This window comes from [Actinomadura] parvosata subsp. kistnae (genome assembly GCF_900323885.1).
Taxonomy (GTDB): Bacteria; Actinomycetota; Actinomycetes; order Streptosporangiales; family Streptosporangiaceae; genus Nonomuraea; species Nonomuraea composti.
The window spans coordinates 59023-70929 of the sequence record NZ_OOHJ01000024.1 but is presented as its reverse complement, the minus strand read 5'-3'; the positions used below and the strand labels follow the sequence as shown (position 1 = coordinate 70929).

Below are 11907 nucleotides of genomic sequence, written 5' to 3'. Positions count from 1 at the left end.
GACATGAGCGATTCCGCGACCTTACCCCTCTACATGCGCCGCTCCCTGTTCGACCCCGACCTCGAGCTCGTGCGGATGCGCGAGCAGGAGGGGGTCCGGCGGGTCCCCACCCCGTTCGGTGTGGACGTCTGGGTGGTCGGCCGCTTCGCCGACGTCCGTGAGGTGCTGGGCGACGCGGAGCGCTTCAGCTACGGCCGGCAGCCCCGCCCGCCGGGCGCGCCCGACATGCCGCCGGAGCAGGTGGAGGCGCAGCGGGCGGGTCACCTGCTGCTGTTCGACCCGCCGGAGCACACGCGCCTGCGCCGGATGCTGACGCCGGAGTTCACGATGCGCCGCATGCGGCGGCTGGAGCCGCGCGTGCACGAGATCGTCCGCCGGCACCTGGACGCGATGGAGGCGGCGGGCCCGCCGGCGGACCTGATGGCCTCGTTCGCGCTGCCGATCCCGTCGCTGGTGATCTGCGAGCTGCTCGGCGTGCCGTACGCCGACCGGGAGGAGTTCCAGCGGCGCACGTCGCGGCTGCTCGACCTGTCGCTGTCGCTGGAGGAGCGGATGCCGATCCGCGAGGCGGCGCGCGCGTACATGAGGGAGCTGGTCGTGCGCTCGCGGGCGGAGCCGGGCGACGACCTGCTCGGCATGCTGGTGCGCGAGCACGGGGACGACCTGACCACGGACGAGCTGGTCGGGATCGGCAGCCTGCTGCTGGTGGCCGGGCACGAGACCACCTCCAACATGCTGGGCCTCGGCACGCTGGCCCTGCTGCGCCACCCCGACCAGCTCGCCCTGCTGCGCAAGGAGCCCGAGCGCATCGGCGCGGCGGTGGAGGAGCTGCTGCGCTGGCTGAGCATCGTGCACTGCGGCATGTTCAAGGTCACCACGACGGAGGTGGAGCTGTCGGGGGTGCGCGTCCCGGAAGGCGCGGTGGTGGCGGTCTCGCTGGTCGCGGCCAACCGGGACCCGGCGCTGGTGCCCGACCCCGACCGGCTCGACCTGTCCCGGGGCGACCTGGGGCATGTGGCCTTCGGCCACGGCGTGCACCACTGTCTCGGGGCGCCGCTGGCCAGGATGGAGATGCAGATCGCCTTCCCCGCCCTGTTCGAGCGCTTCCCGGGGCTGCGCGAGGCGGGGCCGCAGCCGGAGTTCCGGTCCATGAACGTCGTGTACGGGCTGACCTCCCTGCCGGTCGCCTGGTGAGGGCCGGTCGCCTGGTGAGGCTCACCCCTTCAGGCCGCTGAACGTCATCGTGGCCACGAACTGCCGCTGCGCCAGCACGAAGGCGATGATCAGCGGCAGCGTGGCCACCACGTTCCCGGCCATGAGCAGCGACCACTGCGTGTGCCGGGTGCCCTGGAAGTTGGCCAGCCCGAGCTGGATCGTGTAGAGGCTCTCGTCGCTGATCGCGACCAGCGGCCAGATCAGGTCGTTCCACGAGCCGAGCAGCGTGAACACGGTCAGCGTCGCCAGCGCGGGCCTGGCCAGCGGCAGCACCACCCGCCAGAACACGCCGAACGTGGAGCAGCCGTCGATGCGGGCCGCGTCCTCCAGCTCGGCCGGCAGCGACAGGAAGAACTGCCGCATCAGGAAGATCCCGAACGCCGACGCCAGCCACGGCACGAACGCCGCCGCCAGGGTGTCGATCAGGCCGAGCCGGCTGAACATGACGTACGTCGGGATCATCAGGAGCTGCGTCGGGATCATGATGGTGGCCAGGATCATCAGGAAGCCGGCGGTCCTGCCGAAGAACTTCAGGCGGGCGAAGCCGTAGCCGGCCATCGAGCAGAGCACGAGCTGCGCGAGCACCGCGATCGCGGCCACGACGACGGTGTTGGCCAGCCAGCGCAGCGCCTGCGACTGGGTGAACAGGCCGATGAAGCCGTCGAGCTGCAGCCGGGTCGGGATGAAGCGGGGCGGGAAGCGGTTGATGTCGCCGTCGGGCATGAACGCGGTCAGCACCATCTGCACCAGCGGCAGCGCGAACAGCAGGGCCAGCGGCATCAGCAGCAGGTGCCAGGGGCTGAACGGCAGGCGTCTCATCAGAAGGCCTCGATCCTGCTGCGCCGGGAGTAGATGATCATCCCGACGGTGATGAGCATGGTCGCGGCGAACAGCCCGTAGGCGACGGCCGAGCCGTAGCCGAACTTCGTGAGCTTGAACGCCTGGGTGTAGACGTAGTAGACGATCGTCTGCGTCGCCCCCAGCGGGCCGCCCCGCGTCGTGGTGAAGACCAGGTCGAACAGCTGCAACGCGGTGATCGTCTGCCAGATGGAGGTGAAGACCGTGACCGGCCCGAGCGCGGGCAGCGTGACGTGCCGGAAGACCTGCCAGCGGTTGGCGCCGTCCATCCTGGCCGCCTCGACCACGTCCTTCGGGATGTCCTGGAGCGCGGCCAGGTACACGACCACGGTGAAGCCGACCTGGCCCCACAGCGCGATCAGGCAGATCACCGGCAGCGCCTGCCACTGGCTCTCCAGGAACTGCTGCTGCGGCAGGCCGAGGGTGCGCAGCACGCTGTTGGCCGCGCCGTACTGGGGGTTGAAGACGAAGCTGGCCAGGATGCCGGTGGCCGCCGCCGACGCCACGAACGGGATGAAGATGCACGTGCGGTAGAAGCCGACCAGCTTGATCGGCCGGTTGAGGGCGACGGCGACGAGCATCCCGAGGAAGATCGAGGCGGGCACGAACAGCACCGTGAACACCAGCGTGTGCCGCACCGCCGCGAGCAGGTCCGGGTCCTCGGCCATGAGCTGGTAGTTCAGCCAGCCGATCGGCTTGGCGGGGGCGATGCCGTTCCACTTCTGCAGCGAGATGAGGAACGCCCACACCGCGGGGAAGATCGACAGGCCCACCACGAGCGCGGTGGCGGGCCCCGCGAACCCCCAGCCGACCAGGCTGCGGCGCAGCCACCGCAGCCGGCCGGACGGGACGGCCGCGTGGGCGGGGGCGGCCTGGCGCCGCCCGGCGAACAGCACCGACATGCTCAGCCTCCGGCCAGCGCTTGGCGCGACTTGGCGGCCGCCTCGTCCAGCGCCGCCTTCGGCGTGGCCGCGCCCTGCAACGCCTTGGCGATGGCCTCGCCGACGTGGCGCGACATCTCGACGTACCCGCTGACCGTGGGCCGGGCCTGCTTGGCGTTGGCCAGGTTGGCCACCAGCTTCTCCGCGCCCGGGTACTCCTTGACGTAGGTCCGGTACTCCGGCAGCGACGTCTCCGAGGCGCGCAGCGGCAGGTTGCCCTGCGCCAGGTTCCACTGGGCGTCGCCCTCGGCCGAGGTGAGCCACTTCATCAGCTCGAACGACCAGTACGCCCGGTTGGCGTCGCCGTTGTCGAACAGCGTCCACAGGTCCGGCCCGGAGACCGTCTGGTGGTCGCCGTTGGTGCCGGGCAGGAAGGCCACGCCGTAGTCGGTCTTCTTCGCCTTCAGTTCGAGCAGCGACCACGGCCCGTTGATGATCATCGCGATCCGGCCGTCCCCGAACAGCGGTGCGTACCGCTCGTCGGTCTGGTCGAGGTAGACGCTCTTGTCGTCCACCGCCATCGCCCGCAGGAACTCCAGCGCGTCCACCCCCGCCTGGGAGTTGAACGCGGCCTGCTTGCCGTCGGGCGACAGGATGCTGCCGCCACGCTGCCACAGCAGCGGCCAGAAGTGCCAGGTGGTGTCCTCCGACGCGCTCACCGAGTACGCGGTGCCGTAGATCTTCTCCGCCGGGTCGGTGAGCTTCTTCGCCGCCGCCCTGAAGTCGTCCCAGGTCCACTCGTCGGTCGGGTACGGCACCTTCTTGGCGTCGAACAGCGTCTTGTTGTAGAGCAGGGCGAGGTTGTCCACGAGCGCGGGGAAGCCGATGACCTGGCCGTTGGGGGTCGCGGTGGTGCGGGCCGCCTCGGGGAACTCCGCCCACTTGACCGCCGGGTCCCGTACCTTCTCGGTCAGGTCGAGGGTCTTGCCCGACTCCTGCAGCTGCGAGGCCCAGCTGCCGAAGGCGTAGGAGATGTCCGGATAGACGCCGCTGGCGAAGCCGGCGGACAGCTTCTGCAGCAGCTCATCGGTGGTGGAGGCGCCCGAGGTGACCTCGATGGTGACGTTCGGGTGCTGCCGCGTGAACGTCGCGGCCAGCCCTTCGAGGATCTTCTGCGCGTCGGAGGTCTGCCCCGACCACCACGTGAGCTTCACCTTCGCCTGCGGATCCACGGTCTTGGCGCCCTCCTGGGACGGCCCTCCGCAGCCTGCGGCGGCCAGGACGACCGCCGCGACCAGGGCCGCCACGGATCTTCTTCGCACTGTGGATGCTCCCTCCGGAATGTTGGAGCCCATCATGGCCACTTTCGAAGTCTTGTCAATACCTTCGAAAATCCGCAAGGGTTGACAAGCTTTCACAACTCCTGCGACTGTGCCGTGGTGTCCAGAACGACCTTCGACCTTCTTGTCGTCGGCGACGCCAACCCGGACGTGATCGTGTCCGGTTCGCCTCGCCATCCCGCGTTCGGCCAGCGCGAGCAGCTCGTCCCCGCCGCCGGCCTCGTGCTCGGCGGCTCCGGCGCCATCACCGCGTACGGCGCCGCCCGGCTCGGCCTGCGCACCGCGTTCGCCGGGCGGGTGGGGGACGACCCCGCGGGCGCCTTCGTCCTGGACGCGCTGCGCGGCGGCGGCGTGGACGTCTCGGCCTGCGTCGTCGACCCCGCCGTGCCCACCGCCATGACCGTCGTCCTCGTGGACGGCGACGACCGGGCCATCCTCACCGCGCCCGGCTGCCTCGACCGGCTCGCCGCCACCGACGTGCCGCCCGCCCTCCTGGAACGCGCCGCGCACGTGCACGTCTCCTCGTACTTCCTGCAGCCGCTGCTGGCCGAGGGGCTGGCCGGGCTGTTCGGGCTGGCCAGGGCGGCGGGCGCGTCCACCTCCCTCGACACCAACGACGACCCGGCCGGGCGGTGGGCGGGCCTGGCCGACGTCCTGCCGGTCACCGACGTGCTGCTCCCCAACGAGAACGAGGCCGTGGCGATCGCGAACGCCGTCGCAGGCCCCGTCGTTGACGTCGAGCACGCGGTCAAGGAGCTGGCCGCCCGCGGCACCCTGCCCGTCGTCAAGCGCGGCGAGCGCGGCGCCCTCGCCCTCACCGACGGCGAGCTGGTCGAGGTCCCGGCCCGCCCCGCCACCGTCGTGGACGCCGTCGGCGCCGGCGACAGCTTCAACGCGGGCCTGCTGGCCGCCCTCCTGCGCGGCCTGCCCCTCCGTCAGAGCATGTCGGTCGCCGTGACCTGCGGCACCCTGTCCACCCGCGCCGCCGGGGCACCGCGGCGCAGCCCACCTGGGAGGAAGCAACCCCATGAAGAAGATCGTGTTCGTCGGGGCGGGAAGCGTCGTCTTCACCCAGGGGTTGCTCGCCGACCTCGTCGCCTTCCCCGAGCTGGCCGGCATGCGCATCGCGCTGCACGACATCGACCCCGAACGGCTCCAGGTGGCCGAGGCCGTCGCCCACCGCATCGCCGGCCAGAGCGCCACCGTCACCGCGCACCTCGACCGCCGGGAGGCGCTGGACGGCGCCGACTTCGTGATCAACATGGTGCAGGTCGGCGGCTACGACGCCACCGTCACCGACTTCGAGATCCCCGCCAGGTACGGCCTGCGCCAGACGATCGCCGACACCATCGGCGCCGGCGGCGTGTTCCGCGCCCTGCGCACCTTCCCGCTGCTCGACGCCCTCGCCGCGGACATGAACGCGCTCTGCCCCGACGCCCTGCTGCTCAACTACACCAACCCGATGGCCATGAACGTGTGGTACCTGTCGGGCAAGGTCAGGAACGTCGTCGGCCTGTGCCACTCCGTCTACTGGACGATGCGGGGCCTGGCCGACCTGGTGTCGGTGCCGTACGAGGAGATCTCCTACGTCGCGGCCGGGGTCAACCACCAGGCGTGGGTGCTGCGCTTCGAACGCGACGGCGAGGACCTGTACCCCCGCCTGGACGTGGCGGACCCGCAGCTGCGGCGGCGCGTGCGCATCGACATGTACCGGCGGCTCGGCTACTACCCGACCGAGACCAGCGAGCACTCCGCCGAGTACGTGCCGTGGCTGATGCACCACGACTCCGAGCTCGACCGCCTGCGCATCCCCGTGGGGGAGTACCTGCGGGTCAGCGAGGAGAACCTGGCCGAGTACAAGCGCACCCGCGACCTCGTCCGGCACGGCGGCGAGCTCGACATCGCCGGCACCGACGAGTACGCCCCCCAGATCATCCACAGCGTCGTCACCGGCACGCCCCGCGTCGTCTACGGCAACGTCGTCAACGACGGCCTCATCTCCAACCTGCCGCAGGGCTGCGTGGTCGAGGTGCCGTGCGTCGCCGACGCCACCGGCGTGCGGCCCACCGCGATCGGCGCGCTGCCCCCGCAGTGCGCGGCCCTGAACCGGACGTACGTGAGCGTCAACGAGCTGACCGTACGGGCCGCGCTGGAAGGCGACCCCCGCCACGTGCGGCACGCCCTGATGATCGACCCGAACACCGCGGCCACGCTCACGCCGGACGCCATCTGGAGTCTGGCCGACGACCTCACCCGCGCCCACGGCGACCTCCTTCCGGAGCCCCTGCGCGCCCGCTGAGAGCAGGCGGCCCGCGGGGGTGTCAGCGGGCGATCTCGACTTCCAGCCCCTTGTCGCGCAGCGCCGCGACGCACTCGGGGTCGGCCGACTCGCCCGTGATCAGCAGGTCGATCTCGCCGACCGCGCAGATCGGCGCCATCTCCACCACGCCCAGCTTCGACGCGTCGGCGACCAGGATCTTCCTGGTCGCCGCGCGCAACATGCGCTGCTTCATCTCCGCGTCGGGCAGGCTCACGTTCGTCACCCCGCCGGCCGCGTCGACCCCGCCGCAGCCCAGGATGACCGTGTGGGCGCGGATGCCCTCCAGCAGCTTGCCGCCCAGCGGATCGACCAGCGAGTGCTGCTGCCGCCGCAGGCTGCCGCCGGTCACCACGACCGAGATGCGGGGCAGTGCGGGCTCCAGCTCCAGCGCCGTGCGCAGCCCGTTGGTGAACACCGTCACCTCGGTCAGGTCGGGCCGCGCCACGAGCTCCCTGGCGACGTACGTGGTGGTGGTGCCCGCCCCCATCAGCACGCTCTCGCCCGAGGCGACCAGCCGCGCGGCCACCTTCGCGATCGACGACTTCTCCACCGCCGCCGTGCCCAGCGACAGCTCGAACGACGGCTCGACGTGCGGCGCCGGCCCGGCCGACACGGCGCCGCCGCGCACCCGGCGCACCTTGCCCTGCTCCTCCAGCGCGTCGAGGTCGGCGCGGACGGTCACGCTGGACACCCCGAACGCCTCGGCCAGCTCCGCGACCCGCGCGAACTCCTGCTCGGTCAGCATCGCCAGCATGCGCTCGCGCCGCACCTCGGTCGGCATCGACTCGCTCATGCGCGCATCTCCGTAGGCAGGGGCTCGCTCATGCGCGCACCGCCGCCGGCAGCAGGTCGCCGTGCGCCTCGATCAGGTCGTCGCACAGCGCCTGGATGGCGGGCAGCGGCAGCGTGGCCGCCGTGTTGGGGTCGAGCATGGCCGCCCGGTAGATGTGGGCGCGCTCCCCGTCGAGCACGGCCCGCACGGTCAGCTCGACGACGTTGAGGAACGTGCGGTTGAGCGCGGCGAGCTGCACGGGCAGGTCGCCGACGGCCCGCGGCCGCACCCCGGCCGCGCCCACCAGGGCGGGCACCTCGACGCACGCCCGCTCGGGCAGGTTGCCGATCAGGCCGCGGTTGGGCACGTTGACGTAGATCTCCTTCTCCTCGCCGGTCAGCAGGGCCAGGATCATCGCGGCGGCGGGCTCCTGGTGCTGCCACCGGATGAGCAGCTTGTGGCCGGCCGACAGGGCGCGCCGGGTCTCCTCGTACAGGTGCAGGCTCTGGCCGACGCGGCGCAGGTACTCCTCGATCGGCACGCCGAGCCGCGCCGTCTCCTCGGGGTGGCGCATGATCCACGGCACGTACTCGGCGGCGTGCTCGCTCGACTGGGTGGGGTAGTAGCCGAAGGTGCGGTAGAGCTCGGCGCGCACGTGCCGGCGCAGCTGCGGGTCGGCGGCCAGGACGGCGTCGAGCTCGGGGTAGAGCGAGCGGCCGCCGGCCTCGAAGCGCAGCACGAACGACTGGTGGTTGAGCCCGGCGCTGAGGAAGGTGATCTCGTCCTCGTCGCGGCCGACCAGGTCGGCGAGGTAGGCGTGCGTGTCGCACACCGCGTGGCACAGCCCGGCGAACCGCTCGAACCCGGTGGCCTCGTGCACCGCCCACCCGGTCATCGCCATCGGGTCGGTGCAGCTCAGCAGCCACGCCCGCGGGCACACCTCGGCCATCTGCCGGGCCAGCTCCACCAGCACCGGGATCGTGCGCAGGCCGCGGAAGACGCCGCCGATGCCGATGGTGTCGCCGATGGTCTGGCGCAGGCCGTAGCGGTGGGGGATCTCGAAGTCGCGCAGTGTGGCCTCGAACCCGCCGACGTCGAGGTCGGCGAGCACGAAGTCGGCCCCTTCGAGCGCCTGGCGCCGGTCGAACACGCTGCGGATCTTCGCGTCGGCGCCCGCCTCGGCGTCGAGCGCCCGCACCAGCGTCTCGGCCGTCGCCAGCCGGCCGGGGTCGTCGTCGTGCAGCACGACCTCCAGCTCGCCGCGCAGCGTGGGGGCGAGCATCAGGGCGGACAGGACGCGGCGTGTCAGCTCCACGTCACCGGCCCCGATGAAGACGATCCGCGCCATCCCCGAAGTATCCCACGCCCCGGCGCCCCGCCCCGCCGCCCGCGCGAGGGCGCGCTCACCGGCGCACCAGCGCGAAGGGCGGGCTCACCGGCTCGCCCGCGCGAGGGGCGGGCTCACCGGCTCGCCCGCGCGAAGGACGCGCTCCCCGGCCCGTCCGCGCGAAGGGCGGGCTCACCGGCCCGCCCGCGCGAGGGGCGGGCTCACCGGCTCGCCGGCGCCTCCACGGGCGGGCCGCGCTCGTGCCGGATGCCACGGCCGCGGCGCCGGCCGAGACCCGCAGCAGCGACGCCCATGTGAGCGGCCCCACGAGCCCGTCGTCGTCGAGGCCCTGGGCCCGCTGGAAGCCGCGCACCAGCTCCACCAGCCCGTCGTCGCACCGGCTGGAGTTCAGCCACCCTGCCAGCCCGTCTGGCACGCCGGCGTAGGCGGCGGCGGGCACGTGCCCCGCGCGAACAGGCAGCCTCTGACGGTCTTGACGTCGTTGTTGTCGTCTCCGAGCCGGATCAGCGGCAGTTCCCGCACGATCTTCTCCGTCCAGGTCGGGCCGGTCGTCCCGGCGATGAGGGCGGCGACGGCCGCCCGGAACGCGTTCATGTCGATGGAGTGGGGGTCGGGCTTGGCGGTGTTGACCTCCCGGTGCGCCTTGACGCGCGAGGCGGGCAGCCCGAACTCGCGGCACAGCTCCGCGCACAGCCGCCGGTAGGCGTCGAGCTGGGCCGCGGGCCACGGCTGGGTGCCGTTGTTCTCGGCCTCGATGCCGATCGAGCTGGAGTTGTCGTGCCGCGGCGAGGTGGAGGGGGCGTTGTGCCAGCAGCGTCCGGCGGCGATGACGTAGATGCGGCCCGAGCGGCCGAGCCCGAACTGCGACAGCGGCCCCGACAGGCCGGGCCGGCCGTCGCGGACCACGGCGAGCGAGGGGTAGTCGCCGCCGCCGGCGGGGCCGGCGGTGTGGTGGCAGACGATGCCCTGCACCTCCGGTTGCGGCCCGTGGCCGCGGCTGCGCCAGCCGGCCACCTCGGTCACCGGGTATCCGGTGCGGCGGGCGACATCGGCGAGCTGGGTCAGGTACGGCATCGAGCACCTCCGTCTTGCGTCTGGATGAGTCTCACACCCTTCGGTCGACGACGGGTGGCCGTCGCGTCACTGTGCGTGGTCACCGCCGGGCGGGCGGATGAGCGCGGCCCTGCCCCGGTCGGCAGGCGCTTACAGATCACTACCATGCCGTACCCGTACGCCACCGGGAGATTCGGAGAATCCGGGTGATCCGGGTCGTAACGGGGGAGGGTCCCTGAGGTCTATCCCCGCAGGGCATCGCCGGGACGCCCGAACGGCAGCAAGGTTCTTGTACTCGGGGGCCCACCATCTTTGACGACGCCAGGAGGCGGACACGATGAGCTACCTTGACTTCCCGCGGCTGACGTTCGCGGGCAGGTTCCTCAGCGACGTCCCGACGGGGAACAACGATCCGGGCTCCTTCGGCAGCCCGGATCCGCCGCAGCCGAGCTGGAACGCCTACGGCTGCGGCACGTTCGACCTGCTCGGCTGCAAGGTCACCGGCGGCGAGTCGGGGCCGGGGCAGCCGCTGGCGGCGGGCCACCCGGCCCTCGGCCTCGACGTGCTGACCAGCCCCGACCAGGCCAGCGCCAAGCTCGTCGACCTCGACCCCGACTGGCAGGTCTCCACCGAGATCTGGGGGCTGACGGTCCGGCTGACGGGGCCGCGCGGGGAGAGCCTGCTGTCGGGCCGCTTCCGGCCCGCCGCCTTCCGCGACCTGTGGGGGCGCGGCGGCGACGACGGCGGCTTCGACATGATGAGCGCCACGTTCGTCTCCGTCCTGGAGGAGGTCGCCTACGGCCCCGCCGCCGCGGCCGTCCCCCTGCTGGCCGAGCTGCGCGACTGCTCGCCGGAGCGGCTCTCGATCCGGTTCACCATGTACGGGATCACCGCGCAGCGCTGCACGGCCGCGTTCGCCACCGGCAGGCTGACCGGCTGCGTCGGCCCGTGGTCGCCGGGCGAGCCGCTGTCGTTCGTGGCCGGGCGGCGCCTGGACATGGGCAGCCTGACCTCCGAGACGTCGTTCGGCCGCTCGGTCGCCGTCGTCCGGGGCGACCGCCTGGTGCTGGACCTCGGCAACGCCTACCCGTTCGCCGCGAGCCCCGGCCCCGCGCACCCGCGGGCGGCCAGGATCGACGTGGCCGTCCTGCCGGGCGAGCAGGTGCAGGCCGGCGACGTGCTGCCGCCCGGCGCGGACGTGATCGACATCGGCACGGCCGTGCTGCTGCCGTCCCCGCCGCCGTCGGGGGTGATCTCCCTCCCGCTCCCGCCGCAGGCCGCGCACGCTCTGGAGAGCCGCCCGCTGGCGCTGCTCGTCGCCGACGCCGGCGGCGGCCGGCGCGTCCTGTCCAGGGAGACCAGGGACGGCCTGTACGTGCGGGCCGACGGCTTCGTGCACCGCGTCGAGGCCGGCGCCCGCGCCACCGTCACCCTGCACGCCCGCGAGCGCGGCGAGCCCGCCGCCGGCGTCACCGTCCACCTCGCCCGCGTGCTCGGCGACGCGTCCGTGCTGACCGTGCCGGACTCGGTCGTCACCGGCCCTGACGGCACCGCCACCGTGACGCTGGAGGCAGGCGACCCACACGGGCCGCGCCCCGGCCTCGACGGCGTCGTCGAGCAGGTCGCCTACAGCCCGCGCAGGAACGCCGACGGCACCCTCGACCTCGACGGCTCCGGCATCGACCCGTCCATGGACGTCATCGCCGCCCACGTGCGCGACGCCCACGAGCCCCCGGCGGAGGAGCACCTGGAGGACGCGGTGCAGCGCATCCTGGCCCCCTACGCCACGCACTACCCGATCATGGGCGAGCACCTGGTGAACCTCGGCGACCTCGACGCCGTCCGGCCGTGGCGGGCCGCGATGCTGCTGGCCCTGTCCCGCGACATCACCGACCCCAACCACATGCCCGTCACCCGTGACCTGTCCGAGCCGAAACGCGCCACGATCCTGCGCTGGCTGAACGGCCTGCCCGCCGCCCCGCGCGCCATGGCGCGCTCCGCGCCGCCGCCGGTCTCCGGCGTCCTGCCGCCGGAGCCGAAGCTGGTGGCCGCCCGCGACCTGGTGGCACGCGGTCTGAGCGCCGCCCGGCACCTGTCCGGCGACCGAGGGAGTGAATGAG

Annotated in this window: 10 protein-coding genes and 1 pseudogene; 4 read left to right on the top strand and 7 right to left on the bottom strand. The window is 72.7% G+C overall.

The genetic code is table 11. The features are described from left to right. Positions 1-3 precede the first annotated feature (3 nt). Positions 4-1194 (top strand): cytochrome P450, encoded by a 1191-nt coding sequence (locus KIS93_RS54240; RefSeq protein ID WP_080039003.1) that lies wholly within the window; start codon positions 4-6, stop codon positions 1192-1194. Positions 1195-1215: 21 nt separating this feature from the next. Here KIS93_RS54240 and KIS93_RS54235 read toward each other — a convergent pair whose 3' ends face one another. The 3 genes from KIS93_RS54235 to KIS93_RS69365 are packed head-to-tail and all read right to left on the bottom strand — an operon-like array spanning position 1216 to position 4309. Next, on the bottom strand, positions 1216-2034 hold the full coding sequence (locus KIS93_RS54235; RefSeq protein WP_080039002.1) for a carbohydrate ABC transporter permease: 819 nt from the start codon (positions 2032-2034) through the stop codon (positions 1216-1218). Next, a complete protein-coding gene (locus KIS93_RS54230; RefSeq protein ID WP_080039001.1) occupies positions 2034-2975 on the bottom strand; it encodes a carbohydrate ABC transporter permease in 942 nt (313 codons plus the stop codon). The genes KIS93_RS54235 and KIS93_RS54230 overlap by 1 nt, the downstream gene beginning before the upstream one ends. A gap of 2 nt (positions 2976-2977) precedes the next feature. After that, on the bottom strand, positions 2978-4309 hold the full coding sequence (locus KIS93_RS69365; RefSeq protein WP_080046770.1) for an ABC transporter substrate-binding protein: 1332 nt from the start codon (positions 4307-4309) through the stop codon (positions 2978-2980). A gap of 81 nt (positions 4310-4390) precedes the next feature. Between KIS93_RS69365 and KIS93_RS69360 the strand changes: the two are divergent. Together KIS93_RS69360 and melA are read left to right on the top strand one after the other, a co-directional pair. Further along, positions 4391-5227 (top strand): annotated as a pseudogene (locus tag KIS93_RS69360) (carbohydrate kinase family protein); the annotation flags it as partial. Between the two features lie 94 nt (positions 5228-5321). Then, positions 5322-6593, top strand: coding sequence for an alpha-glucosidase/alpha-galactosidase (gene melA / locus KIS93_RS54215; RefSeq protein WP_080039000.1), 1272 nt, complete (start codon positions 5322-5324; stop codon positions 6591-6593). A gap of 22 nt (positions 6594-6615) precedes the next feature. Here the strand turns inward: melA and KIS93_RS54210 are convergent, their stop codons facing one another. From KIS93_RS54210 to KIS93_RS54195, 4 genes are read right to left on the bottom strand one after another with little or no spacing between them, the layout of a single operon-like run. Next, positions 6616-7407, bottom strand: a complete 792-nt coding sequence (locus tag KIS93_RS54210; protein WP_080038999.1) for a DeoR/GlpR family DNA-binding transcription regulator — start codon at positions 7405-7407, stop codon at positions 6616-6618. Between the two features lie 28 nt (positions 7408-7435). Further along, complete coding sequence (locus KIS93_RS54205; RefSeq protein ID WP_080038998.1) at positions 7436-8734, bottom strand: family 4 glycosyl hydrolase; 1299 nt, start codon at positions 8732-8734, stop codon at positions 7436-7438. A 55-nt stretch (positions 8735-8789) separates the two neighbouring features. Next, entirely contained in the window at positions 8790-9149 is a 360-nt protein-coding gene (locus KIS93_RS54200; protein WP_186405001.1) for a peptidoglycan-binding domain-containing protein, read from the bottom strand. Beyond that, positions 9122-9808, bottom strand: coding sequence for a peptidoglycan recognition protein family protein (locus tag KIS93_RS54195; RefSeq protein ID WP_186405000.1), 687 nt, complete (start codon positions 9806-9808; stop codon positions 9122-9124). The genes KIS93_RS54200 and KIS93_RS54195 overlap by 28 nt, the downstream gene beginning before the upstream one ends. A gap of 316 nt (positions 9809-10124) precedes the next feature. On the opposite strand from KIS93_RS54195, the gene KIS93_RS54190 reads away from it, so the two are divergent. After that, a complete protein-coding gene (locus KIS93_RS54190; RefSeq protein WP_080038996.1) occupies positions 10125-11906 on the top strand; it encodes a hypothetical protein in 1782 nt (593 codons plus the stop codon). Position 11907: the final 1 nt, after the last annotated feature.

Coding starts and splice junctions, on each gene's coding strand:
- KIS93_RS54235 (WP_080039002.1), bottom strand. CDS start 2,034: ATGAGACGCCTGCCGTTCAGCCCCTGGCACCTGCTGCTGATGCCGCTG.
- KIS93_RS54230 (WP_080039001.1), bottom strand. CDS start 2,975: ATGTCGGTGCTGTTCGCCGGGCGGCGCCAGGCCGCCCCCGCCCACGCG.
- KIS93_RS54240 (WP_080039003.1), top strand. CDS start 4: ATGAGCGATTCCGCGACCTTACCCCTCTACATGCGCCGCTCCCTGTTC.
- KIS93_RS54210 (WP_080038999.1), bottom strand. CDS start 7,407: ATGAGCGAGTCGATGCCGACCGAGGTGCGGCGCGAGCGCATGCTGGCG.
- KIS93_RS54190 (WP_080038996.1), top strand. CDS start 10,125: ATGAGCTACCTTGACTTCCCGCGGCTGACGTTCGCGGGCAGGTTCCTC.
- melA (WP_080039000.1), top strand. CDS start 5,322: ATGAAGAAGATCGTGTTCGTCGGGGCGGGAAGCGTCGTCTTCACCCAG.
- KIS93_RS54195 (WP_186405000.1), bottom strand. CDS start 9,808: ATGCCGTACCTGACCCAGCTCGCCGATGTCGCCCGCCGCACCGGATAC.
- KIS93_RS54205 (WP_080038998.1), bottom strand. CDS start 8,734: ATGGCGCGGATCGTCTTCATCGGGGCCGGTGACGTGGAGCTGACACGC.
- KIS93_RS69365 (WP_080046770.1), bottom strand. CDS start 4,309: ATGGGCTCCAACATTCCGGAGGGAGCATCCACAGTGCGAAGAAGATCC.